This window comes from Denitrificimonas caeni, assembly GCF_027498055.1.
Lineage (GTDB): Bacteria > Pseudomonadota > Gammaproteobacteria > Pseudomonadales > Pseudomonadaceae > Denitrificimonas.
The window spans coordinates 388149-413580 of the sequence record NZ_CP114976.1; the positions used below are offsets into that span (position 1 = coordinate 388149).

The window sequence follows — 25432 nt, forward strand, 5'->3', positions numbered from 1 at the left end:
GCTAAGGCTGGCTGAGCGGCAAATACAAGAGCGCATCTAAACCACCGCTGGGGGCTGCCTGCAAATGCAGTTCACCACCGTAACGCTCAGTCACCGCTTGGACAATGGCCAACCCCAAACCACTGCCACTTTGCGTGCTGGCGGTGCGCCAAAATCTTTGCTTAGCTTGCTCAATATGCGCTGCACTCAAGCCCTTACCTGAGTCACGCACACGCAACAGTAAGTATTTATCCTCAAGCCCCATATACAGCTCCACGCAGCTTAACTCTGGACTGTAGCGCAAAGCATTGTCCAAAAGGTTACGCAGTGATGCCACCGCCAAGGACTCAGGTACGGCAATCAATACATCTTCACTGAGCTGATTATTGACCTCAATACGCTCATTGCCCGGCACTGCAATCAGATCAGCCAAAGCATGCCGCGCTAAATTTTGTGCACTCACTTGGCCAGTCTGATCAAAGCACTGTGCACTTTCCACCCGTGCCAATAGCAGTAACTGCTCTAAACCACTTTGCATGCGCTCAACCGCGGTTTCTGCTTGCTGCAACGCATGGGCGGCAATATCTCCAGAGCTCATTTGGGCAACTTGCAAATGGGTTTTAACCGCTGTTAAAGGCGTGCGTAACTCGTGGGCAGCGTCATTAGTAAAACGTCTTTCCCGTTCCAACGCAGCTGCAATACGGGCAAATAACTGATTAAGGGTTGCCACCAAGGGTTGTAAGTCTTTTGGCAGGCGCGCCACATACACTGGCTGTAAATCCCCAGCATCGCGCTTTTCTAGCACAGATCGTAAAGTCTGTAAGGGTGATAAGCCGCGTCCAATTCCAAACCAAATCAGCACTAAACTACCCAGCAAAGCCAAGGCTACGGGGAGGGCAGCGGCAATTAAAATAGCTGACTGAAGGGTTTCACGCTCACCAATACGATCTGCGGTGGTGACCCATAAATGTTGACGCTTTAAGGTAAAACTACGCCAACGCTCATCACCAATACTGACATCATGAAAACCCACCCCGTGCTCGGCTAAAGTTGCCTCTGGTGTATTGGGTGTATGCACAATCACTTCACCGCGCAGAGAGCGCACTTGGCAGACCAAACCGCTTTGCAAACCCAATTCTATGGCGCTGAGTGGGCTTGACTGATTAGCCGGTAGCGGCTGCGGTAATTGTTCTAACAGACCGGCCACCATACGCGCAGAAGAGGCTAAACGCTCATCCAAAGCCACAGTGACTTCACGGCGCAAATCACCCAATAACCACAACGCGGCCAAGCTCCACAATACAATAAAAGTGCCACCTAAAATAAGCAGTAATCGATTACGTAGACTCACGGGGTACTCCCATTCGATAACCTAAGCCGCGCACAGTTTTTACCACTTCACTGCCCAGCTTGCGGCGCAAGTTATAAATGTGCACATTAATCGCATTACTCTCCACGCCATCGCCTAAACCATACAAACTGTCCTGCAATTGTTCGGCGCTTAAAATGTGTCCTGGGTTTTGCAGCAGAGCACCCAGCAAAGCTTGCTCACGCCGCGATAGAGCCACGGTTTGCCCATGCAAAGTCACTTCTCGGGTTGTTGGGTTAAAACTTAAACCGTGATGCTCAATCAAATTTGTACTGCGCCCACCACTGCGTCGCAGCAAGCTATGCAAGCGCGCCGCTAACTCTCGCAAATCAAACGGCTTGAGCAAGTAATCATCGGCACCAGCTTGCAGACCAGCAACCCGCTGCACCACTGAATCACGGGCACTTAAAATCAAAACAGGTAAGTCTTTACCCTGATTACGAAGCCGCGTTAATAACTCCAGTCCATCCTCATCAGGTAAACCCAGATCAAGAATCACCGCATCAAAATGCCCCAACTGTAACGCCTGCTCAGCCGCGGCTGCATGCGCCATATGGTCCAAAGTGAAGCCCTGCAACTGCAAACCAGCCAGTAAACCCTGAGCAATCAAAGGATCATCCTCGACCAGTAAAATATGCATAACTTAGCCAACCCTCACTATAAGCAAAACACTATAGGCATATAAAATAGTCAACATAGCCTACAATATATGCAACATAACTTAACCGTTAATATTGTCTTAATGGCATACGCTCATAATGTGCGTAAATCTAATAGGAAGAGCACGTATGCGGTATATATTTATTGCGTTTTTGCTGACACTGAGCAGTTTAACGCATGCCTTTACCACCAATCAGCAAGACTTTCTGCCCGTCGAAGAAGCCTTTCGCTTTGAAGTGATGGAGGATATAGAGCCTAACTTGCTGGCCTGGCAGATTACAGATAAACACTACCTTTACAAAGACAGAACCAAAGTTACTGATGCCAATGGTCAACTGCTCGAGTTGGACTTCCCTGAAGGCATTGACCATTCCGATGAGTTTTTTGGTGAGACGCAAATTTATCGGCAATTGCTCCAATTACCCATTGATGCCGATGTCGCACGACCACTTGAAGTGACCTGGCAGGGCTGTGCCGATGCTGGTCTCTGCTACCCACCACAAACGGCAACAGTCGGTGCTGAAGCAGGCTCTGCAACTACCGACAGCACAACTCAGTCAACTACAAACTCAGCCTTAGCTGAAGACCAATCCATTGCTGAGCGCTTAGCAGACTCAGGACTGCTGTTGAATATAGCCGCCTTCTTTATGATGGGGGTCTTGCTTGCGTTTACCCCTTGTATGCTGCCGATGCTGCCGATTCTAACCAGTGTTATTGGTGGTGCTAAAAGTGGCGGCTGGCATGGCGCAAAACTCGGCGTAGCCTTTATTTTACCCATGGCATTGGTCTATGCCGCTTTAGGTGTACTGGCTGCCAGCCTCGGTAGCAACCTTGCTGCCGCCTTACAGCAACCTTGGTTATTAATACCTTTTGCCGGTATTTTTATACTTTTAGCCTTAGCTCAATTTGGTTTATTCACCTTACAGTTACCAGCCTTTATCCGCGAGCGCTTACAGGGTGCGGATCAAAATATTAAAGGTGGCAGCTTACTGGGGGCAGCCAGTCTAGGTGCATTGTCCGCTCTCTTAGTCGGCCCTTGCATGACAGCACCACTGGCCGGAGCCTTGCTCTATATCGCCCAAAGTGGTGACGGTGTACGTGGTGGTTTAGCGCTTTTCTCTCTGGGCTTGGGTAGTGGTATTCCCTTATTACTAGCCATTACGATTGGCATGCGCTGGTTACCTAAACCGGGGAACTGGATGGAGAACATTAACCGCGTATTCGGTTATGCATTACTGGCCACAGCCATTATCGTGGTGCGCCCGGTGCTCAGCGGCCCACTATTTTTAGGCCTATGGGGTGCGTTAATCTTAGCCATTGCCGTACAAGTGGGCAGCATGGAGCGTACTAACTGGCGCTTTTTAAGCCGCTATATTGCCTTACTGCTTGGCCTTTGGGGTGGCATTATGCTGTTTGGTGCCGCCGCGGGTGGTACTGATCCACTGCAGCCGCTGGAAAACTTCAGCGCACCAGCCAACCCTGCAGCCAACAGCAGTTTCCAGATGCAACGCATAACCGATATCGCACAATTGCAAGCACAACTGCAGCAAGCTGAGCAAGACGGTCAGTGGGTGTTATTGGATTTCTATGCCGACTGGTGCGTGTCCTGCAAAGTCATGGAGAAAACCGTATTTGCTAAAGCTGAGGTTCAAGATGCCTTGGCGGGTTTCCGCCTACTGCAAATGGACGTAACCTTGAATACAGCCGACCAGCAAAAGTTGATGCAAGAACTAAAAATCATGGGGCCACCAACCTTCATGTTTATCGACCCACAAGGCGACGAGCAGCGCACCCAACGCATCACTGGTGAAGTATCGGCTAATGAATTTTTACGCCACTTAAACAGTGCGCAAGAGGACAGTTAATGTTGAGTTTCAATTTAGGTCCAATCGCCATCCCAATGAACTTAGCCTTACTCTATGGCGCTTTTTTTATTGCTTGGTTCAGTGGCTGGTTGATTGGTAGAAAGCGCGGCACTAACCCTGAAGCGGCTTTATTTAGCATGTTAATCGTCGGTGCATTGGCCGCGCGCGGTGCATTTATCAGCCAATACGCGGATCAATATGACAGTATTGTGCAGATGCTTGATATTCGTGATGGCGGTTTTTTACTTTTGCCAGGGATTATCGCCGCAGTCTTAGTGGGCATTTATAAAGCATGGCGACAAGCCGCATTACGGGCACCATTAGCCATAGGTGTCTGTATTGGTCTAATTGCATGGGGCGCCAGCCTTGCGGTACTCAATGCTTTGCAAAGCAGCCAAGCGATCCCCGACATTTCCGTACGCGACATTGACGGTCAACCGCTATCACTGCAAGATTTAGCCGGTAAGCCACTGGTCATAAACCTTTGGGCCACTTGGTGTCCACCCTGCCGACGGGAAATGCCGGTACTGGCTGCCGCGCAAGCTGCCAACCCAGATATTCGTTTTGTTTTTGTTAACCAGGGAGAAGGGCAGGCCTTGGTCAATAAGTTTTTAGCCCAGCAACAACTGAGCTTAGACAACAACTTACTCGATAGCGGTGGCCGTGTAGGCCAAGCTGTAGGCTCTTTATCGTTACCCACCACACTGTTTTACAGCGCCGATGGCCTATTAAAAAACAATCATTTAGGTGAGCTATCCCATGCCAGTTTAAAGCATGCGTTACGCCACATTAGCTCTGAAGATCAGCAAATAAAACTAGAGGAACAACCATGACATTAAAAAAAATCCTACCTGCACTGGCTCTGTTGACCTTACCGGTCATAGCTCAGGCGCAAGATTATCCAGCACCGGTAGAGGCCATGCGTGAGCGTGGTATCGAAGTTCTAGAGCGCTTTGATGCACCCAGCGGATTGACCGGTTATACCGCTTTATATAACGGTCGACCACTGGCGCTCTATGTCACTGCAGATGGTGAGCACGCGCTCATTGGTAGCTTGCTGAACGCCCAGGGGGATGATTTAACCGGTGCTGTGCTAGAAGAAAAAGTCAGCCGCCCACAAAGCAAAATCATGTGGGAAAAGCTCAAAGAAAGCACTTGGATTGCCGATGGCTCTGACACTGCAGAAACCATTGTCTATGCCTTTACCGACCCCAACTGTCCGTACTGCAAGCGCTTCTGGAATGATGCACGCCCTTGGGTTGATGCTGGCAAAGTACAGATTCGCCATATAATGGTTGGCACCCTCGGCGAGAGTAGCCAAAAGAAAGCAGCATTTTTACTGGGCGCTAAAGACCGCGCAGCAGCTTTAAAAGGTAATGAAAGCGGTAAAGCACCAGCTAAAGAAGCTAAAACAGTTACCCCTGAGCAGCGCAGCATGCTAGATAAGAACCACCAACTTATGAGCAGTGTTGGCGCCAGCGGTACCCCTGCTATTTTGTACCTGGACGAAACCGGCATGATGCAAATGCACCCGGGTGCGCCACAGGCCGAACAACTCATTGAGCTGTTCGGCCCACGCCCTTAAGCACATCTCAGCGCTTAATCAGTGTTCACTGTGCGTTATTCACGCGCATGGTGAACACCGTTGGCAATGGCACGGCAACGAGCTAAGACACCCTCTACCGCTTCATCGGCAGTACCTGCCTGCTCAATCAAATCAACAAAAGCCGAACCCACCACCGCACCATCGGCTAAACGAGCGATATTGGCGGCATGCTCTGGGGTACGGATACCAAAACCAATGCACACCGGCAGCTTGGTATGGCGACGCAAACGCGCTACTGCTTCTTCAATATGCTCCATAGTCGCGGAGTTACCACCTGTAACCCCGGCAACCGAAACGTAATAGACAAAACCGGAGCTATTGCTCAACACCTTGGGTAAACGCACATCATCGGTGGTTGGCGTGGTTAAACGGATAAAGTCTAAACCAGCAGCCTGAGCCGGATCACAGAAATCATCATTATGCTCAGGTGGTAGATCAACAATAATCAAACCATCCACACCAGCACTCTTCGCATCTGCAATAAAGCGTGGCACACCATAATGATGGATAGGGTTAAAGTAGCCCATGAGTACCACAGGTGTATGTTGATTATCTTGGCGGAACTCACTGACCATCTGTAAGGTTTTCGCCAAAGTCTGGCCATTTTTTAACGAGCGTATATTGGCCAACTGAATTGCTGGGCCATCAGCCATGGGATCAGTAAAGGGCATACCCAGCTCAATCACATCTGCGCCAGCAGCGGGCAAACCTTTAAAAATGCGCATGGCAGTTGCGTAATCTGGATCACCTGCGGTGACAAAAGTAACTAATGCAGCACGGTTTTGTTTTTTTAACTCGGCAAAACACGTTTCAATGCGGCTCATACTGATTGCTCCTGTTTCTCAAAGTGATGCATTACCGTTTGCATATCTTTGTCGCCACGGCCGGATAAGTTCACCACCATTAAATGATCTTTAGGCAGTTGTGGCGCGCGTTTAAACACCTCTGCTAAGGCATGGGAAGACTCCAGCGCGGGAATAATACCTTCCAGTTTGCAGCACTTATGAAAGGCCGCCATGGCTTCATCATCTTCAATCGAGGTGTATTCCACGCGACCAATATCATGCAACCATGAATGCTCAGGACCAATACCTGGGTAATCCAGTCCAGCAGAAATGGAGTGCGCATCGGTGATTTGTCCATCTTCATCTTGCAGCAGATAAGTGCGATTACCGTGTAACACACCGGGTGTGCCACCTTGTAAACTTGCCGCATGTGCACCGGTTTTAAGTCCGCGACCAGCCGCTTCAACACCGATAATTTTTACGCTGTCATCTTCTAAGAATGGGTGAAATAAACCCAAGGCATTAGAGCCACCACCAATACAGGCCACCAGACTATCGGGCAGACGGCCTTCTTGTTCCTGTAACTGACTACGGGTTTCCTTACCAATTACCGCTTGGAAATCTCGCACCATAGCTGGATAGGGGTGTGGACCGGCCACCGTGCCAATTAGGTAGTAAGTATCGGCTACATTGGTCACCCAGTCGCGCAAAGCCTCATTCATTGCATCTTTTAGAGTGCCAGTACCAGCCACCACTGGGCGTACTTCTGCACCCAGTAAACGCATGCGAAAGACGTTGGCTTCTTGGCGATCAATATCAGTGGTGCCCATGTAAATCACACACTGCAAACCAAAACGCGCTGCCACAGTTGCAGTAGCGACACCATGCATACCAGCACCGGTCTCAGCAATAATGCGCTTTTTACCCATCCGCCGGGCCAGTAGAATTTGGCCAATACAGTTATTAATTTTATGCGCACCAGTATGGTTGAGCTCTTCACGCTTAAGGAAGATTTTTGCTCCTCCACAGTACTCAGTGAGGCGTTCAGCAAAATACAAAGGGCTCGGACGGCCCACATAGTCACGTTGAAAATACGCTAACTCTTCTTGGAAAGCCGGGTCGTCTTTAGCTTTTTCGTACTCACGGCCTAGATCAAGAATCAATGGCATCAATGTTTCAGCAACATACTGGCCACCAAAGTCACCAAATAAACCACGCTTATCGGGGCTCTCACTAAATATACTCATTACCCGCTCCACAATTGACTTCAATACAGTTCTATAGCAACTAAACTACCTGATAGCCTTACTAAGGAAAAGCGATATGATTGCAGCAATACGTTAGGAAAACTCACATGTCTGACAATTTCAATTTGCCGCCACTGAATGCGTTAAAAGCTTTTGAAGCCAGCGCGCGCTTACAAAGTATTAGCTTAGCTGCTAAAGAGTTGCACGTGACCCACGGAGCAGTGAGCCGCCAAGTGAAACAGTTGGAGGAGCACTTAGCTGTGAGCTTGCTGGCGAAACACGGGCGTGGCATTAAACTCACAGATGCGGGTTCACAACTGTATGAGGCCAGTACGGCTGCTTTTGCGCAGATTCACAGTGCCTGTGTGGCTATTCGACAGCAAACCCAACAAGCACCCTTTGTCCTGGCTTGCCCCGGGAGCTTGCTCGCACGCTGGCTCATACCACGCCTAGAACAATTACAACGGGATTTGCCGGATTTACGTCTGCAAGTGATCACCAGCGCCAGCGATGACAGTAACTTACAACGCTCTGACGCTGACGCCAGCTTACTGTTCCTAGACCAACCCTGTCCTGACAATATGCTAGCCTACACCTTGGATAATGAACGCATTGGCCCCGTGCTCAGTCCGCTGTATCAGCACGCGGCAATACTGCAAACTGCCAGCCCTGCGCAATTACTGCAAGAGCCCTTATTATTTACCCGTTCACGGCCGCAGGCTTGGCCGCAATGGGCCAAAGCACAGCAGCTTGACGCCACAGACTTAAGTTATGCACAGGGCTTTGAGCACCTGTACTATTTATTAGAGGCAGCAGTGTCAGGTTTGGGGGTGGCTATTGCGCCAGAGCACTTAGTACGCAGTGACATTGCCAATGGCCGCCTAATTGCCCCATGGGGCTTTATTGAAACCTCTGCTAAGCTGGTACTACTGGCGCACAAAAACCAACATGAACAACGGGTTCAGCAGCTCGGCGAGTGGCTTATCCACAGCCTTTAAGCGCTACCCCTAGTTTGCTAACTGTTTTACCCTATACTTAAAGTCGGTTGCCGTAACTTTCAGCGCAGCAAGCAATAGGAGGCCACCCTATGCAAATCTCAGCAAATGTATTCTCAGCGGGTTTATCCGCAATCAAAACAGGCCAAGAGCAACTGGCCAATGCCGCCCAAGCTATCGCTCAGTCCAGTCAAAACTCAGCCAGCTCATCAGCTGCAGCAACTGCACCCAGTATTGATCTGGCAAATATCACCGAACAACTGATGCAATTAGAGCAGGCTAAACAGATGAGCGAGCTGGGCGCTAAAGTCCTCAGTACTGCAGAAGAATCCCTCGGTACCCTGATTGATATCCAAGCCTGAATAAATAATTTAAATAAAGTCCGTCAGCAGTGCTTGACAAGAATACGATTGAGCCGTAACTTTCAAACAGTCGTTTGATTAATACTTTGTATGCGTATTTTTAACTGCGCTGCTTAACAATAGGCCTACGCTTAGCTGTCTAGGCCAACTAAATAAAGTCTCCACTGTAGAGGTTTAGAGCTATGGCTGAATATAAAGCCCCCTTGCGTGATATTCGTTTCGTTCGTGATGAACTATTAGGCTACCCAGAACACTATGCAAAGCTGCCTGGCTGTGAAGATGCCACTCCAGATATGGTTAGCGCGATTCTAGAAGAAGGCGCAAAATTCTGTGAGAACGTGATTGGTCCACTAAACCGTGTGGGCGATACAGAAGGCTGCACATGGTCTGCCGATGGCGTTAAAACACCTACTGGCTTTAAAGAAGCGTACCAACAATATGTTGAAGGCGGCTGGCCAAGCCTAGCTCACGATGTTGAGCACGGTGGTCAAGGTTTGCCTGAGTCTTTGGGCATTTCTATCAGTGAGATGGTTGGTCAAGCCAACTGGTCATGGGGTATGTACCCAGGCCTTTCCCACGGTGCGATGAATACTTTGCACGCCCACGGTACTGAAGAGCAACAAGCGACTTACCTGAGCAAACTGGTATCAGGCGAGTGGACCGGCACCATGTGCTTAACCGAGCCACACTGTGGTACGGACTTGGGCATGCTGCGCACTAAAGCAGAACCACAAGAAGATGGCAGCTACGCAATCACGGGTACGAAAATATTTATTTCTGCCGGTGAGCATGACCTAGCAGATAACATTGTGCACATTGTGATTGCCCGCATTGATGGCGCACCACAAGGCACCAAAGGCATTTCACTGTTTATCGTACCCAAGTTCCTGCCTAACGCGGAAGGCGGTGTTGGTGAGCGCAACGGTGTAACCTGTGGTTCGATCGAACACAAAATGGGTATTCACGGTAACTCGACTTGCGTGATGAACTTTGACGGTGCCAAAGGCTTCCTCATCGGCCCTGAAAATAAAGGCTTGAACTGCATGTTCACCTTTATGAACACTGCACGTATCGGTACTGCACTGCAAGGTTTAGCTCACTCTGAAGTGGCTTTCCAAGGCGGTATTGAATATGCCCGTGACCGCTTACAAATGCGCTCACTGACAGGTGCTAAGTTCCCTGAAAAAGCAGCTGACCCAATCATCGTGCACCCTGATGTACGTCGCATGCTATTGACCATCAAAGCTCTGACTGAAGGCAACCGCGCCATGCTGTACTACGCAGCACAGCAAGTTGACATCATGCAGCGCAGCACTGATGAAGAAGAGCGTAAAGCAGCAGATAGCATGCTGGCTTTCTTAACGCCAATTGCCAAAGCCTTTATGACTGAAGTGGGCTTTGAAGCAGCTAACCACGGTATCCAGATTTACGGTGGCCACGGTTATATTTCTGAGTGGGGCATGGAGCAAAACGTTCGCGACAGCCGCATCTCTATGCTGTATGAAGGTACCACTGGAATTCAGGCGCTCGACTTATTAGGTCGTAAAGTTCTGATGACCCAAGGTGAAGCACTCAAAGGCTTTACTAAAATTGTGCACACTTTCTGCAAAGCCAATGACGCCAATGAAGACATTCAAGAGTTCGTTAAGCCTCTGGCTGAGCTGAACAAAGAGTGGGGCGACATCACCATGAAAGTGGGCATGGCAGCGATGAAAAATCGTGAAGAAGTAGGTGCAGCATCAGTGGATTACTTGATGTACTGTGGTTACGCTTGCTTGGCGTATTTCTGGGCTGATATCGCTCGCGTAGCAGCTGAGAAGCTGGCTGCAGGTACTGATGAAGAAGCCTTCTACAAAGCGAAAATCCAAACCGCACGTTTCTACTTTGCGCGTTTACTGCCACGTACCCGTACCCACGTTGCTGCAATGCTGTCAGGCGCAGACAACTTAATGGATATGGCTGAAGAAGACTTCGCACTAAGCTACTAAGTTTCAATGCGCTAGTCGAAGAAACCCGCTGCATGAAATAGCCTGTCCAACAGACTTATTTCATAAGGCGGGTTTTTTATCGCAACCAACAAGACCATTTAGTCACAAAAAGAGCTTATTAGTTTTAAAAGTTTATTAATGTAGACTCGATAAACCAAAAATCCAACACACTGCCTGGCGTTGTGTCGTTACACAGCTGACAGGGGCTAATCAAGAGGAATGCCGTATGGCCGACTACACAGCACCTTTACGTGATATGAGTTTTGTACTCAACGAAGTGTTCCAAGCAGGTAAGCTTTGGGCACAACTACCAGCCTTAGCAGAAACAGTTGACAATGAAACAGCTACGGCCATTTTAGAAGAAGCTGGCAAAGTAGCTGCAGGTTCAATTGCTCCCACTAACCGTAGCGGTGACGAAGAAGGCTGCTCCTGGAATGACGGCGTTGTAACCACACCTAAAGGCTTTATTGAAGCCTACAACACCTATGCCGAAGGCGGCTGGGTTGGTGTCGGTGGTGACCCTAAATTTGGCGGCATGGGCATGCCAAAAATGATCACTGCGCAAATTGAAGAGATGATCAACTCGGCCAACCTGTCATTTGGTTTATACCCCATGCTCACTGCTGGCGCCTGCTTATCCATTCACGCCCACGCGAGTGAAGAATTAAAAGAAAAATACCTACCAAATATGTATGACGGTAGCTGGGCCGGTTCCATGTGCTTAACCGAACCTCATGCCGGAACTGACCTAGGTATTATTCGCACCAAGGCAGAACCACAAGCCGATGGCAGCTATAAAGTTACCGGTACCAAGATTTTCATCACCGGTGGTGAGCATGATTTAACCGAAAATATCATCCACTTAGTTTTAGCTAAGTTGCCTGATGCCCCCGCTGGCGCTAAAGGTATTTCGTTATTTTTAGTACCTAAAGTCATGGTTAATAATGACGGCTCCCTCGGAGAAAAGAACAACGTTGCTTGTGGCTCCATTGAGCACAAAATGGGCATCAATGGTTCTGCCACCTGTGTCATGAACTTTGATAACGCCACCGGTTACATCATTGATGCGCCGAATAAAGGTTTGGCTGCTATGTTCACCATGATGAACTACGAGCGTCTGGGTGTCGGCATCCAAGGCTTATCGTTGGGTGAGCGTTCTTACCAAAGCGCCATTGAGTACGCTAAAGATCGTATTCAGAGCCGTGCGCCAAGCGGTGTGGTTGCGCCCGATAAGCAAGCAGATCCAATTATTGTGCACCCTGATGTACGCCGTATGCTGCTCACCATGAAAGCTTTAAACGAAGGCGGCCGTGCTTTCTCTAGCTATGTTGCTATGCAGCTGGATATTGCTAAGTACAGTGAAGAAGTTGAAGAGCAAAAGCGCGGTGCTGAGCTGGTAGCCTTACTGACGCCAATCGCTAAAGCTTTCTTAACCGATGTAGGCTTAGAGTCCACAATTCATGGTCAGCAAATTTTTGGTGGGCACGGTTATATTCGTGAGTGGGGGCAAGAGCAATTAATCCGTGACTGCCGCATCACCCAAATTTACGAAGGTACTAACGGCATCCAGTCTTTAGACTTAGCTGGCCGTAAAATTGTTGCCAATGGTGGCGCGTTCTATCAGCATTTCTCTGATGAAGTGAAAGCTTTTATTGCTGCAAACCAAACAGATCTAGCTGAGTTCACCGCACCATTGAAAGCAGCCATTGAAAATCTGGATGATTTAACCGCTTGGTTACTGGCTGAAGCAAAAAATAATGCCAATGAGATCGGTGCAGCCTCTGTGGAATACCTGCATGTATTTGGTTATACCGCTTACGCTTACATGTGGGCCATGATGGCCCGTGCCGCACAGGGTAAAGAGCAAGAAGAAGATTTCTATGCCAGCAAAATGGGCACAGCTCGTTTCTTCTTTGCCCGTTTATTGCCGCGTATTCAGTCTCTCAGCAGCTCAGTCAAAGCTGGCAGTGAGTCTTTATACTTGCTCGATGCTGAGCAGTTTTAAGCAATAAGCAAACGCTATACTGCCTGTCAAAGCACCTTTGTAAGTAAAAGCTTACAAAGGTTGCAGCCATTAGCCACTATGCGTTTTTCCTGATAAACGTAGAATAGTTGCCAAGGATTTACGATGGAATGCTTTTAATCATTACGGATTAATGATTAGCGCCAAGATGGCTAAAGCAAGGAAGCAAGGAGACAGTCTGCAAACCCCGCTCACGCGGGGTTTTTAATTTCTAGCTGTAAATAATCAATACAGCACCCCAGTACCACGCAAGCCACAATAGCCATTCGGGTTTTGTATTAAGTACTGCTGATGTACCCCCTCCGCATAATAAAATACTGGCTGCAAAGCAATTTCTGTCGTAATTTCTGCTCGACCTGCTGCAGTTAAGCGCTGCTGATAGTGCTCACAACTGGCTTTCGCCTCGACTAACTGTTGCGCATTCATACAGTAAATTGCTGAGCGATATTGACTGCCCAGATCGTTACCTTGGCGCATACCCTGAGTGGGGTCATGGGACTGCCAGAAAATCTCCAGCAAATCAGCAAAACCAACGTCTGCGGGGTCAAAAACCACCAGCACTGCTTCAGCATGCCCTGTTAAACCGCTGCACACCTCTTCATAACTTGGGTTACGGGTATGGCCGCCAGCATAACCAACCGCAGTCACGTACACCCCTGAACGTTGCCAGAAGCGCCTTTCAGCGCCCCAAAAACAGCCCATAGCAAAAAGTGCGTACTCAGTACCGGCAGGGAAGGGTGGATAAAAAGAGTTTCCACTTAATCTATGCAAGCCGGTTGCAGTTATCGCACTGCCATCTGTTGCTGCTACAAATAAACTTAGGTCTAACTCTGAATTTGCCACGGGCAACTCCTCACTCATATGCTTATAAATGTGCCATGCGTTAAACTAACACCCTATAAATTCTGTTGTGTAGTTAAATCTATCGACACGCTTGCTATAGCGCTTATTGCTCACTCCGTGCCTTTTGTGAGCAAATTTGCGATAATAGCCCACTAACTTCTAATGGACGCTAATATGACTGCTCTGAAAAATGATCGTTTTCTCCGCGCCCTGCTTAAACAGCCGGTTGATGTTACCCCTGTATGGATGATGCGTCAGGCGGGTCGATACCTACCTGAATATAGAGCTAGCCGCGCACGCGCAGGCGGTTTTATGGATTTATGCATGAACGCCGAGATGGCTTGCGAAGTAACTTTGCAACCACTTGAACGTTACCCATTGGATGCCGCGATTCTTTTTTCAGATATTTTGACCATCCCCGATGCTATGGGTTTAGGTTTGTATTTTGAAACTGGTGAAGGCCCACGTTTCAGAAAAGTTGTTGATACAGCCGAAGCAATTGATGCGCTACCTATTCCTGATCCTGAAAAGGATCTAGGTTATGTAATGAATGCTGTACGCACTATTCGTAAAGAACTGAACGGCCGCGTACCTTTGATTGGCTTTGCCGGTAGCCCTTGGACTTTAGCCACTTACATGGTTGAAGGTGGCTCTTCAAAAGACTTCCGTAAAAGTAAAGCGCTACTCTACGATGATCCACAAGCCATGCACGTCCTACTCGACAAGCTCGCTCAGTCTGTAACCAGCTACCTGAATGCGCAAATTTTGGCCGGTGCACAAGCAGTACAGATTTTTGATAGCTGGGGTGGAAGCTTATCGTCAGCGGCGTACCAAGAGTTCTCACTGGCGTATATGCAGAAAATCGTTAACGGTTTAATCCGTGAACATGAAGGTCGCCGTGTCCCTGTGATTTTATTCACTAAAGGTGGCGGTCTGTGGCTTGAGTCAATGGCTGATACAGGCGTTGAAGCGCTTGGTATCGACTGGACTTGTGACATGGGTGTGGCGCGTAAGCGCGTTGGTGACAAAGTTGCCCTACAGGGCAATATGGACCCAACCGTCCTCTATGCCAACCCAACTGCAATTGAAAAAGAAGTCGGCCGTATTTTAGAAAGCTACGGCTCAGGTCCTGGTCATATCTTTAACCTCGGCCATGGTATTACCCCTGAAGTAAAACCTGAAAATGCTGGCGCATTTATCAATGCCGTGCATGATTTATCAGCGAAGTATCACCAGGGTTAATCCTTCTAACCTGTATACACTTAAGGCCGCTTTTGCGGCCTTAATTTTTTTAACCTACGACATCTTTTTTCTAAATCACAAAATAACAGTGCAGCCTGATTAAACCGCTGTCACCTTGTCTTGTTATACAGTCCCCCCACCTATAAAGCTAAAATATATCTGTTAGTGACTAGGCTATTGAGCAGGCTAATGGCACAGTAAGTTGCTTAAGCCAATCTCTTTTTATGCCCAATATTCAGTCAGCTTTACAGGATATTTTATGCAATGCGCACCAACCTTAAAACTAAATCCCAACACCGGCTGGGTAAACGGCGTACGACAACTGCCGTCTGAAAATCACAACTCACGACCCAGCCCAGAAATATCTCTACTGGTAATCCACAACATTAGCTTGCCACCAGGGCAGTTTGGCACAGGCATGGTAGAAGCCTTATTCACCAATCAACTGCCTATTGATGCCCACCCTTACTTTGCTGACTTAGATGGTTTGACTGTCTCAGCTCACTTTTTTATCGAACGTGACGGTGCCATAACTCAATTTGTAAGCTGCCAAGACCGCGCTTGGCATGCTGGGATCTCCACATTTAACGGCCGTGAGAACTGTAATGATTTTTCCTTAGGCATTGAGCTTGAAGGCGTAGATAACCTAGCTTATAGCGACGCACAATACCAAAGCCTTAACCAACTGGTTGCAGAATTAACTCAGCACTATCCACTCATCACTGCAGAGCGAATCTGTGGTCACAGTGATATTGCCCCAGACCGCAAAACGGACCCAGGGCCTGCCTTTATTTGGCAACGCCTACAGGCTAAACAACATGGAGAAAAATCATGAGTTTTCTAGTATTAATACTCACCCTAGTAATTGAAAAGCTTTCCAATTGGCGACAAGCTCTGCAACAAGACCAATGGTGGTACGAGCAATTAAAGCGTTGCAACAAGCTTCTCCCACAACAACACACCTTGGCTTTAATCCTAGCGTTAAGTTTGCCGGTGGTTGCTTTAGCGTTGCTCCTCATCGCTCTCAAATCAGTTATGTACGGTCTACTACTGATTCCTGTGCACCTTCTCATCCTGCTTTATAGTTTAAGTCGTGGCGACCTGCGCGCCGCGCTAGGACCATTTAGAGATGCTTGGCGTAGACAAGATACCCATGCCGCCAGCTTAGCGGCCCAGCGCGACTTACTGATTCAATCCGAAGAGCCGGCAGGCCTACTACAAGCGGTACAAGGCAATTTACTCTGGCAGGGCTTCCAAGGCTTTTTCGTGATTATTTTCTTTTACCTGATTGGCGGCCCCATTGCGGCACTCACCTACCGCCTACTGGTACTCACTGCTGAGCAATCACAATGGCCGCAAGCGGCAGGTGTTGCCACACGTTTTTTACACGTTTTAGATTGGCTACCTGCACGTCTACTGAGTATCAGTTTTGCCTTAATTGGTAATTTCAACACAGTTAATCAGGTGCTAATGCATGACTTACTGTGCATTAACGAGCCCGCTAACAACCTGCTAAGTAAAACCGGTCGCGCAGCCGTTGAAGCACCTAGTGAGGCCTTAGGCGAAAAGGGCACACGTACTTTAGATGATATTTGGCTGCTTTTAGTCCGCTCAGCTGTACTTTGGTATGCAAGCATTGCCGTTTGGACTATTTTTTATTAAGCCATTTACTGGCTTTATAAGGCTTTTAGATCGATTTAAACCCTGTGGAGAACCTGGCTTAGACCCATGGCCATAAGCTGTGGGTAACTCTGTTGACAAGCGAGCTGTGGATAACTAGACAACTTATGCACAGCTTATTTGCCCTCAGCACACACCTACAGCACCCGTTCACCACAGACTACAAAAACTCATAAGTCATTGATAAACAATACTTTTAAATGGTTACCCACAGAAATTAAGCTCAGTAGTAATAACAGCATTAACAAGCTTTATATATTCATTCTTAATTTAATCTATCTCTCACAACAGGGTAAAAACTCAACCTAGAAAAAAGCGTGTTAACAGAAAAGAAGAAACAAATGCGGTAGATAATTGACCTAAGGCTCAGCTTTCACTAGAATTGCGGGTCTATTTAACGGGGACCACTTCGGGCCCCCTTTTGCCCAAAGAAGTCACCAGGTAGCGAATCATGAAACGTACATTCCAACCCAGCACTCTAAAACGCGCTCGTAACCACGGTTTCCGTGCTCGCATGGCAACCAAAGGCGGTCGCGCTGTAATTCAGCGTCGTCGTGCTAAAGGCCGTAAGCGTTTGAGCGCATAATCCAATCGAGCACAGCATGGATCTAGGCTTTGGCCGAGAAAAGCGGCTGCTGACACCTCAGCAATTTAAAGCTGTTTTTGATTCAGCAACACATAAAGTTTCAAGCAAACATGTCTTGTTACTAGCTCGTGATAACCAACTCGAACATCCACGTCTCGGGTTGGTTATTGGTAAAAAAAGCGTAAAACTAGCTGTTGAACGCAATCGAATAAAACGTCAAATACGTGAGTCTTTTCGTCATAATCAAAGTATTTTGACGGGCGTTGACTGCGTAATTGTAGCCCGCAGGGGTATTGCTGACTTGTCTAATATTGAGCTTCGACAACAGTTCGATAAAATGTGGAAACGCTTGGCCCGCCAACGTTTAGCAGCAGATCAAGCAAATTCAACAGGGCAAACCAATGCGTAAGCTGGTTATTTTGCCAATTAAGTTTTATCGCTATGCAATCAGTCCAATGATGGCTAGTCATTGTCGTTTTTATCCAAGCTGTTCGGCCTACGCCATTGAAGCGATTGAACAACATGGAGCACTACGCGGTGGCTGGTTAGCAACTCGACGACTAGGACGTTGTCATCCTTGGAATGCGGGCGGTTTTGATCCCGTACCAACTCCCTCCTGTTCATCTTCTACGGCCGAGTAACTATGGATATCCAACGTACGATCCTGCTCGTAGCCTTAGCTGTTGTGTCTTATATGATGGTTCTTCAGTGGAACCAAGACTACGGCCAGGCACCAGTAACAGCTGCGACCACGCAATCAAGTTCAGCCAGTCAAGCATCTTCAAATCAAGTAACTGCAACTAAAAAAGCAGCGAGTAACAATGAAGATTTACCTGTTGCTGTCAATGAGATTACCCAAGACCCTACGTTAGCCAACACTGCGGTCAGCGACGATCTAATTTACGTACAAACTGATGTACTGCAATTAGCCATAGACCCTAAAGGCGGCGATATCGTTGAGTTAAAACTCAGTCAGTATCCACGTAATGCATCCAATCCAGACATCCCATTACAGTTATTTGAAAACAGTACTGAGCGTGTTTATGTTGCGCAAAGTGGTTTGGTAGGTGCTGATGGTCCTGATGCCAGCGCCAAAGGACGTCCGCTGTACAGTGTTACTCAGCAAAATTTCAACCTTGAAGACGGCCATGATCAATTAAATGTTGATCTGTCTTTTCAAGATAATGGTGTGAATTACACCAAACGCTTTACTCTGCACCGCGGTTTAAACCTAGAGTGCTCGCCACGTGAAATCAGTCAGCGTAAAGTTGAGTGCATTAACGACGAAGCCTACCAAGTTAACTTAACTTACCTTGTGGATAACCAGAGTGATCAAGAGTGGCAAGGTAATTTATTTGCCCAGTTAAAGCGTGATGGCCAAGGCGATCCGTCATCAACTACAGCAACCGGCACCGCAACTTATTTAGGTGCAGCGGTGTGGACTCCTGACGAGCCTTATAAAAAGTTATCCATGAGCAATATGGATGACAAAAAGTTTAATGAGACTGTTCGAGGTGGCTGGGTAGCTTGGCTACAACACTATTTTGTGACTGCCTGGGTAGCTGATTTTGAGCAAACCAATCAAATAAGCACCCGTAAAGACTCCAAAGGTAACTATATTGTTGGTTATACAGCGCCAGCTCTGAGCGTAGCACCAGGGCAACATGCGCAAGCAACAGCAACTTTATATGCCGGTCCGAAAATTCAGAGCCACCTAAAAGCTCTATCACCAGGTTTAGAGTTAACTGTGGATTACGGTTTCCTCTGGTTTATTGCTCAGCCTATTTTCTGGTTACTGAGTCTTATCCACAGCGTGTTAGGCAACTGGGGTTGGTCGATTGTTGCTTTAACAGTATTGATTAAGCTGGCATTCTTCCCACTATCAGCCGCCAGTTATAGATCTATGGCGCGGATGCGTGCCGTTGCTCCACAAATGGCCGCGCTAAAAGAACAGTATGCTGATGATCGCCAAAAGCTTTCACAAGGCATGATGGAGCTGTATAAAAAAGAGAAGATTAACCCACTTGGTGGCTGCTTACCGATTTTGGTACAGATGCCAGTGTTCTTATCTTTATACTGGGTACTGCTAGAAAGCGTAGAGATGCGCCAAGCACCTTGGATACTGTGGATAACTGACTTATCCAGCAAAGACCCATACTTTATCCTGCCAATTATCATGGGCTTAAGTATGTTTGTGCAGCAGCAACTCAACCCGACTCCACCAGACCCAATGCAAGCTAAAGTTATGAAGCTGTTGCCGATTATCTTTACCTTCTTCTTCCTCTGGTTCCCTGCAGGTTTAGTACTGTACTGGGTGGTTAACAACCTCCTGTCCATTGCGCAACAGTGGTACATTACCCGCAAGATTGAAAAATCGATGGGTGCTGCTAAATCCAGTTAGTCGAAACCAACAAGTTAACAACGCCCCTTCTTAGGGGCGTTGTGCTTTCTGATTAGAGTTGAGGGAAATATTATGCCTATGTCGCGCGACACCATTGCCGCTATTGCTACTGCACAAGGTCGTGGCGGAGTAGGGATTGTTCGAGTCTCTGGCCAGCTGGCAAAAACCATTGCCCAGCAAATGACTGGCCGTGAATTAACACCCCGTTATGCCCATTACGGTCCTTTTTATGCCGATCAGCAGCAAGCACTTGATGAAGGTTTAGCGCTGTATTTTGCCGGACCAAACTCTTTTACCGGGGAAGATGTTTTGGAGTTGCAAGGCCATGGCGGTCCTGTAGTGCTGGACATGCTTTTGCAGCGCTGTGTTGAACTAGGCGCACGTTTAGCTCGCCCAGGTGAGTTCAGTGAGCGCGCATTTCTCAACGATAAACTGGATTTAGCTCAAGCCGAAGCCATTGCTGATCTGATTGAAGCCAGCTCGACACAGGCAGCACGTAATGCTCTGCGCTCTTTGCAGGGGGTGTTTTCGCAGCGGGTTAATGCGCTCACTGAACAGCTGATTGCTTTGCGTATTTATGTGGAAGCAGCGATTGATTTTCCTGAAGAGGAAATCGACTTCTTGGCTGACGGCCATATTTTAAAGTTACTCACAGATGTACAAGCTGAGCTTAAAGAAGTGGTGCGCGAAGCAGGGCAAGGTGCTTTATTGCGCGATGGCATGAGTGTGGTAATTGCTGGCCGGCCCAATGCTGGAAAATCCAGCCTACTCAATAGCCTAGCTGGTTATGAAGCGGCCATTGTCACGGATATTGAAGGTACCACGCGGGATACATTGCGCGAGCATATCCACATTGATGGGATGCCACTGCATGTAACCGACACCGCAGGTTTGCGCGACACTGCCGATCAAGTGGAAAAGATTGGGGTTGAGCGAGCGCTAAAAGCTATTAATAGCGCGGACCGTATTTTACTGGTGGTGGATGCCAGCTCTGACGAAGCAGTTGATCCTTTTGCACTCTGGCCGGAGTTTCTTGATAGCACACCAAATCCTGAGCAAGTCACTTTAATTCGTAACAAAGTGGATTTATCTGGCGAACCTGTGGCTGTACACAGCAATAGCGCTGGGCACATTACGATTAACCTCTGTGCCCGCAGTGGTGAAGGAGTTGAATTGCTTAGGGAGCACTTAAAAAGCTGCATGGGCTATAGCCAAACAGCAGAAAGCAGCTTCAGTGCCCGTCGCCGTCACTTAGATGCGTTAAGGCAAGCTGAGCAATACTTAGCCAATGGTTATCAACAGCTTACCCATGCCAGTGCCGGTGAGTTATTGGCTGAGGATTTACGTTTAGCACAACAGGCTCTAGGTGAAATCACCGGTGAGTTTACTGCAGATGATTTATTGGGACGTATTTTTTCTAGCTTTTGTATCGGTAAATAAAATCCCCGCGGCTTGCTTGTGTATAAGATTTACCCACAGCACTTTTAGCTGTGTATTAATCTGTGGATAACTTTCCTAGTCATAATTTAAATGGCCGCGCTGATTCGTTAGTGCGGCCATTTTTTTGCTCAGTAGCCATAAAAACTGTAAAGCAGTGTTGGGGATAAAACTCAGCTAGCCCTTGGTTAGCATGCTACCGATAAACAGTTACACTGCTGGTAAAGTTTAAACGTAGGCCATGAGGATGATTTTATGACAGAGATTTATGGTGATTTTCACTTACAACTGTTAGCTGGTAACTGGCGAGAAGGCAGTGGCGAGACGATCAATACTGTTACTAACCCATATTCTGGCGAGCAATTAGCTGCCATCCGTACTGCTAGCGTTACCGACTTAGATGAAGCTTATCAAGTAGCTGCGCGTGCACAAATTGATTGGGCGCAAACAGCGCCAGCAACTCGCTCAGCAGTGTTGTTGCGGGTGGTTGAGATTTTTGATCAGCGCAAAGAGGAAATAATTGACTGGTTAATTCATGAGTCTGGCAGCACTCGCCTTAAGGCGACTATTGAGTGGGGCAGTGCTCGCGGGATTACTCAAGAAGCAGCCAGCATGCCTTATCGAGTTCATGGTGCAACCATGAGTAGTGATATTCCAGGCAAAGAAAACCTTGTATACCGGCAACCTGTTGGTGTCGTTGGCGTCATTAGCCCGTGGAATTTTCCGCTACATTTATCACAGCGCTCTGTTGCGCCAGCATTGGCTTTAGGCAACGCTGTGGTGATTAAGCCAGCCAGTGATACACCCATTAGCGGTGGTTTATTGCTTGCACGTATTTTTTCTGAAGCAGGTTTACCTAAAGGTTTGCTCAGTGTGGTGGTTGGTTCCGGCGCTGAAATAGGTGATGCCTTTGTAGAGCATCCGCTGCCGAGATTAATTTCCTTCACAGGCTCAACCCCTGTGGGTAAAAACATTGCTGTGCTGGCTAACAGTGGTCGTTATCTGAAAAAAGTATCTTTAGAGTTAGGCGGTAATAGCCCCTTTGTCGTGCTCGATGATGCTGATCTTGAGCAAGCGGTAAAAGCTGCAGTGTTTGGCAAGTTTTTGCACCAAGGGCAAATCTGCATGGCGATCAACCGTATTATTGTTGATAAGTCTGTGTATAAGTTATTTGTTGAAAAGTTTGTTGCCCAGGTAAAAAAACTTAAGGTTGGCGATCCGGCACACTTAGAAACTGCCCTTGGCCCCATTATCAATCAAGCACAGCTTACTGGTTTACTAAAGAAAATCGAAACTGCAAAAAAGCAGGGCGCAACCTTGGTTTTGGAAGGGCAAGTGAGTGGGCAAATGATGTCGCCTTATATCTTCACCAATGTACAAGCCGATATGCAGCTCAGCACTGAGGAGATTTTTGGCCCAGTAGTAGGCATTCAGTGTGCAGAAAATGAACAACATGCTTTAGAGCTGGCCAATAGCACCGACTTTGGCCTGTCAGCCGCGGTATTTAGTGCCAATATCGATCGCGGCTTACAATTCGCGCGGCAGATTAAAGCAGGTATGGCCCACGTCAATGACATGCCGGTAAATGATGAAGCACATCTGCCGTTTGGCGGTGAGAAAAACTCAGGCCTAGGCCGCTTTAATGGTGATTGGGCGTTAGAAGAGTTTACTACTGTGCAATGGCTGAGTGTGCAGCGTAGTGCGCGGCAATATCCATTTTAATGATGGTCTAAATATACTTATCCACAGCGATATATTTTATTGAGGTAGTGGTAATGCAGATTAAAGCAGCAGTAACCCATGGGTTGGGTGAAGACTTTAAATTAGAAAACGTTCAGCTGGCCAAGCCTGAATTTGATGAGGTACTGGTACGCATTGTCTCAGCTGGAGTCTGCCACACTGATGTGGTGGCACGGGATCTGGGCATTGCTCCATTCCCAATTGTACTTGGCCACGAAGGCTCTGGAATTATTGAAAGGGTAGGGGCTGGAGTAACGGATCTTCAGGTCGGTGATCCTGTGGTTTTATCCTTTGCTCATTGCGCTAACTGCGGCCATTGTTTAACTGGGCATCCAACGGTGTGTGACAGCTTTAATCAGTTGAATTTCGGTGGTGCTATGGACGATGGCAGCCGACGTTTGGCACAAGGCGAAGAATCGCTCGCTACATTTTTTGGCCAGTCATCGTTTGCCACTTATGCTGTGGTTAAGTCGCGCAATGCGGTGAAAGTGGATGCGGATGTTGATCTGGCGCTATTGGGTCCACTGGGCTGTGGTATTCAAACCGGTGCGGGTACGGTGCTAAATAACTTAAAACCTGATTTTGCTTCCAGTCTTGTGGTTTATGGTGCTGGAGCTGTGGGTTTAAGCGCTGTGATGGCGGCTAAAATTGCCGGCTGCCAACATATTATTGCCGTTGATGTGCATGAAAACCGTCTAGAGCTGGCCAAAGAGCTTGGCGCTACTCATGTATTAAATGGTAAAAATGTTGATGTGGTTGCCGAAATCAAACAGATCACAGATGGCGGTAGCCACTACGCTATAGAAACGACAGGTGTACCCTTGCTAATTAAGCAATCGCTAAACGCTTTAAGGCCTTTGGGCACAGTTGCTATTGTGGGAATTACTCCAGAGGTCACTCTAGATATTCACAATGATCTGATGGCGGAAGGTAAAAAGATGGTTGGGGTGATTGAAGGTGATGCAGTGCCACGCGTCTTTATCCCCCAGCTGGTGGCGTATTACAAAGCAGGGCGGTTCCCTTTTGATAAGCTGGTTAAATTTTATAGTTTTGAGCAAATCAACCAAGCTTTTGCTGACTCTGCCTGCGGTATCAGTATTAAACCTGTATTAAAAATCAGCTAACGAATAAGGGCGAGAATTTTCTCGCCCTAAAGCGGTTACTGCTGGCTGTAATACGCAGCAATATCTTCATCACTTAAGTTAGTTGCTTGTGGGGTCATCATGGCTGACATCCCACCACTGCGCTCACCCGCACGGTAGGCTTTTAGTGAGTTCTCTAAATAAGCAGCCCATTGCCCAGCGAGGTTTGGATAAATGCTAGCAATCGATTTACCATCCATACCATGACAGGCAGCACACAAAGCTACTTTTCCAGCGCCAGCTGCTGCATCACCTTCAGCATTAGCCAAGCTGGGCTGCACTACCATCGCAAGTAACGCCGCTGCAATGGAACCTCGAATCAATTTATTTAGAATATTGCTTTCCTCATCAAAGGTAGCTCAGCGTAAAAGATAAGATTGTGGACGAGGACATGCCTGCCAATTCTGCCCAGAAGACGATCACTGCAGACTCGAGAAAGGCAAACACGAAAAACGCTTAATTGAAGCGCGCCTCGCCGATATTGGCCAGATCATTATGGTCATGGCCAATAAAGGAGGGGTGGGTAAAAGCACGGTTTCCGCTAACCTTGCTGCAGGTTTAGCTGCTGAAGGGTATCGCGTCGGTGTGGCTGATGCCGATATTCACGGCCCCAATCAAAGCCGCTTCTTTGGTTTTGTCGGTGAACAAATACGTTTAAGCAAACAGGGTTTGCCACCGAAAGCCTTCACCCATGCCGAACTTAAATACCCCGTCTTGGTGGGATCGTTAGCCTTTATGATGGAGCGCGACGATACCCCTATCGTGTGGCGCGATGCCTATAAGCACGATTTTATGCACCACCTCATTGGTTCATTTGATTGGGGTCCGCTGGATTATCTCGTAATAGATATGCCACCCGGTACCGGCAATGAGTTGATCACTTTAGCGGATATGCTCGAAGGCCATGATGTAGCAGCGCTGTTAGCTACAACACCACAAGAAGTCGCGCTCATGGACAGCATCAAAGCGGTGCGTTTTTGCCAAGAGCGTAATTTACCGTTAATAGGTGTAGTGGAAAATATGGCTGGGGTCACTTGCCCAAACTGCGCTGAACAATTTCATCTGTTCCCGCGCGCGCACTTAGCTCAAGCTTTGGCTGATGCCGGTGTTGAGTCTGTTGCTCAGATTCCCTTATCGCTAAAGTTATCCACAGCCTCTGATCAAGGTGTTCCAGCTATTCTGGCGGAAAAAAACAGTCCAGAAGCATTGGCTTTTGCGCCTATGGTACAAGCCTGTATCAAGCACACACAGGCGGTGTTCGCCGAAGCTGCTGCACAGTCTTTACAAGACCTAACCCAAGCCCAACTACCACAAACAGAGATTGAGCAGGCACTCAGTCAGGTACCGGCAGAGCAACAGGATGCTTTACGCCAGCAATTACAGGCGTTGTTGGGTCGGTCAAGCCCGCCAACGCTGTAGCATAGACCGTATTGCTGTACTAACAGCTTAGCCTCTTTATAGTCCCTTACTTGAGTATGTTGC

The 25432-nt window shown here is 47.9% G+C and carries 24 protein-coding genes; 18 read left to right on the forward strand and 6 right to left on the reverse strand.

Features of this window, described 5'->3' with window-relative positions; translation table 11 throughout:
* Nucleotide 1: 1 nt before the first annotated feature.
* Nucleotides 2–1330, reverse strand: a complete 1329-nt coding sequence (locus tag O6P33_RS01910; RefSeq protein WP_269818568.1) for an ATP-binding protein — start codon at nucleotides 1328–1330, stop codon at nucleotides 2–4.
* Nucleotides 1317–1988 carry a response regulator gene (locus tag O6P33_RS01915; protein WP_269818569.1) on the reverse strand — a complete coding sequence of 224 codons (672 nt, stop codon included), beginning with the start codon at nucleotides 1986–1988 and terminating at the stop codon, nucleotides 1317–1319. Before O6P33_RS01915 ends, O6P33_RS01910 begins: the two co-directional genes overlap by 14 nt.
* 148 nt (nucleotides 1989–2136) lie before the next feature.
* Between O6P33_RS01915 and dsbD the strand changes: the two genes are divergently transcribed.
* The 3 genes from dsbD to dsbG are packed head-to-tail and all read left to right on the forward strand — an operon-like array spanning nucleotide 2137 to nucleotide 5458.
* On the forward strand, nucleotides 2137–3873 hold the full coding sequence (gene dsbD, locus O6P33_RS01920; protein ID WP_269818570.1) for a protein-disulfide reductase DsbD: 1737 nt from the start codon (nucleotides 2137–2139) through the stop codon (nucleotides 3871–3873).
* Nucleotides 3873–4706 carry a TlpA family protein disulfide reductase gene (locus O6P33_RS01925; protein WP_269818571.1) on the forward strand — a complete coding sequence of 278 codons (834 nt, stop codon included), beginning with the start codon at nucleotides 3873–3875 and terminating at the stop codon, nucleotides 4704–4706. Before dsbD ends, O6P33_RS01925 begins: the two co-directional genes overlap by 1 nt.
* A complete protein-coding gene (dsbG, locus tag O6P33_RS01930; protein ID WP_269818572.1) occupies nucleotides 4703–5458 on the forward strand; it encodes a thiol:disulfide interchange protein DsbG in 756 nt (251 codons plus the stop codon). Before O6P33_RS01925 ends, dsbG begins: the two co-directional genes overlap by 4 nt.
* Before the next feature lie 35 nt (nucleotides 5459–5493).
* On the opposite strand, the gene trpA is transcribed toward dsbG, so the two are convergent.
* Together trpA and trpB are read right to left on the reverse strand one after the other, a co-directional pair.
* A complete protein-coding gene (gene trpA, locus O6P33_RS01935) occupies nucleotides 5494–6303 on the reverse strand; it encodes a tryptophan synthase subunit alpha (RefSeq protein WP_269818573.1) in 810 nt (269 codons plus the stop codon).
* Entirely contained in the window at nucleotides 6300–7511 is a 1212-nt protein-coding gene (gene trpB / locus O6P33_RS01940) for a tryptophan synthase subunit beta (protein ID WP_269818574.1), read from the reverse strand. Before trpB ends, trpA begins: the two co-directional genes overlap by 4 nt.
* A 107-nt stretch (nucleotides 7512–7618) precedes the next feature.
* Between trpB and O6P33_RS01945 the strand changes: the two genes are divergently transcribed.
* From O6P33_RS01945 to O6P33_RS01960, 4 genes are all read left to right on the forward strand, one after another.
* Nucleotides 7619–8509: a LysR family transcriptional regulator gene (locus O6P33_RS01945; protein WP_269818575.1), complete on the forward strand. Its 891-nt coding sequence runs from the start codon at nucleotides 7619–7621 to the stop codon at nucleotides 8507–8509.
* 89 nt (nucleotides 8510–8598) lie between these two features.
* Entirely contained in the window at nucleotides 8599–8868 is a 270-nt protein-coding gene (locus tag O6P33_RS01950; protein ID WP_269818576.1) for a hypothetical protein, read from the forward strand.
* 182 nt (nucleotides 8869–9050) lie between these two features.
* Complete coding sequence (locus tag O6P33_RS01955; protein ID WP_269818577.1) at nucleotides 9051–10856, forward strand: phenylacyl-CoA dehydrogenase; 1806 nt, start codon at nucleotides 9051–9053, stop codon at nucleotides 10854–10856.
* A 226-nt stretch (nucleotides 10857–11082) separates the two neighbouring features.
* On the forward strand, nucleotides 11083–12861 hold the full coding sequence (locus tag O6P33_RS01960) for an acyl-CoA dehydrogenase C-terminal domain-containing protein (RefSeq protein WP_269818578.1): 1779 nt from the start codon (nucleotides 11083–11085) through the stop codon (nucleotides 12859–12861).
* A gap of 243 nt (nucleotides 12862–13104) precedes the next feature.
* Here O6P33_RS01960 and msrA read toward each other — a convergent pair whose 3' ends face one another.
* The gene (gene msrA, locus O6P33_RS01965; RefSeq protein WP_332880037.1) at nucleotides 13105–13722 is read right to left on the reverse strand and encodes a peptide-methionine (S)-S-oxide reductase MsrA; all 618 of its coding nucleotides are present in this window, start codon (nucleotides 13720–13722) and stop codon (nucleotides 13105–13107) included.
* A 174-nt stretch (nucleotides 13723–13896) separates the two neighbouring features.
* Between msrA and hemE the strand changes: the two genes are divergently transcribed.
* The 10 genes from hemE (at nucleotide 13897) to O6P33_RS02015 (ending at nucleotide 23932) form a co-directional block, all read left to right on the forward strand.
* Nucleotides 13897–14964: a uroporphyrinogen decarboxylase gene (gene hemE, locus O6P33_RS01970; protein WP_269818579.1), complete on the forward strand. Its 1068-nt coding sequence runs from the start codon at nucleotides 13897–13899 to the stop codon at nucleotides 14962–14964.
* A gap of 259 nt (nucleotides 14965–15223) precedes the next feature.
* Nucleotides 15224–15799, forward strand: coding sequence for a 1,6-anhydro-N-acetylmuramyl-L-alanine amidase AmpD (ampD, locus tag O6P33_RS01975; protein ID WP_269818580.1), 576 nt, complete (start codon nucleotides 15224–15226; stop codon nucleotides 15797–15799).
* Nucleotides 15796–16626 carry a regulatory signaling modulator protein AmpE gene (gene ampE / locus O6P33_RS01980; RefSeq protein WP_269818581.1) on the forward strand — a complete coding sequence of 277 codons (831 nt, stop codon included), beginning with the start codon at nucleotides 15796–15798 and terminating at the stop codon, nucleotides 16624–16626. The genes ampD and ampE overlap by 4 nt, the downstream gene beginning before the upstream one ends.
* Before the next feature lie 469 nt (nucleotides 16627–17095).
* Nucleotides 17096–17230 (forward strand): 50S ribosomal protein L34, encoded by a 135-nt coding sequence (gene rpmH / locus O6P33_RS01985; RefSeq protein WP_269818582.1) that lies wholly within the window; start codon nucleotides 17096–17098, stop codon nucleotides 17228–17230.
* Nucleotides 17231–17246: 16 nt separating this feature from the next.
* Nucleotides 17247–17639, forward strand: coding sequence for a ribonuclease P protein component (gene rnpA / locus O6P33_RS01990; RefSeq protein ID WP_269818583.1), 393 nt, complete (start codon nucleotides 17247–17249; stop codon nucleotides 17637–17639).
* Nucleotides 17632–17871, forward strand: a complete 240-nt coding sequence (gene yidD / locus O6P33_RS01995; RefSeq protein ID WP_269818584.1) for a membrane protein insertion efficiency factor YidD — start codon at nucleotides 17632–17634, stop codon at nucleotides 17869–17871. Before rnpA ends, yidD begins: the two co-directional genes overlap by 8 nt.
* A gap of 2 nt (nucleotides 17872–17873) precedes the next feature.
* Nucleotides 17874–19631 (forward strand): membrane protein insertase YidC, encoded by a 1758-nt coding sequence (gene yidC / locus O6P33_RS02000; protein WP_269818585.1) that lies wholly within the window; start codon nucleotides 17874–17876, stop codon nucleotides 19629–19631.
* A gap of 72 nt (nucleotides 19632–19703) precedes the next feature.
* Entirely contained in the window at nucleotides 19704–21071 is a 1368-nt protein-coding gene (gene mnmE / locus O6P33_RS02005) for a tRNA uridine-5-carboxymethylaminomethyl(34) synthesis GTPase MnmE (protein ID WP_269818586.1), read from the forward strand.
* 252 nt (nucleotides 21072–21323) lie between these two features.
* Nucleotides 21324–22790 carry an aldehyde dehydrogenase family protein gene (locus O6P33_RS02010; protein ID WP_269818587.1) on the forward strand — a complete coding sequence of 489 codons (1467 nt, stop codon included), beginning with the start codon at nucleotides 21324–21326 and terminating at the stop codon, nucleotides 22788–22790.
* A gap of 53 nt (nucleotides 22791–22843) precedes the next feature.
* Complete coding sequence (locus O6P33_RS02015) at nucleotides 22844–23932, forward strand: NAD(P)-dependent alcohol dehydrogenase (protein WP_269818588.1); 1089 nt, start codon at nucleotides 22844–22846, stop codon at nucleotides 23930–23932.
* A 35-nt stretch (nucleotides 23933–23967) separates the two neighbouring features.
* Here the strand turns inward: O6P33_RS02015 and O6P33_RS02020 are convergent, their stop codons facing one another.
* Nucleotides 23968–24273: a c-type cytochrome gene (locus O6P33_RS02020; protein ID WP_269818589.1), complete on the reverse strand. Its 306-nt coding sequence runs from the start codon at nucleotides 24271–24273 to the stop codon at nucleotides 23968–23970.
* Between the two features lie 169 nt (nucleotides 24274–24442).
* Here O6P33_RS02020 and O6P33_RS02025 point away from each other — a divergent pair, with 169 nt between their 5' ends.
* Nucleotides 24443–25369, forward strand: coding sequence for a P-loop NTPase (locus O6P33_RS02025; protein ID WP_420094973.1), 927 nt, complete (start codon nucleotides 24443–24445; stop codon nucleotides 25367–25369).
* The last annotated feature ends 63 nt before the right edge of the window (nucleotides 25370–25432 follow it).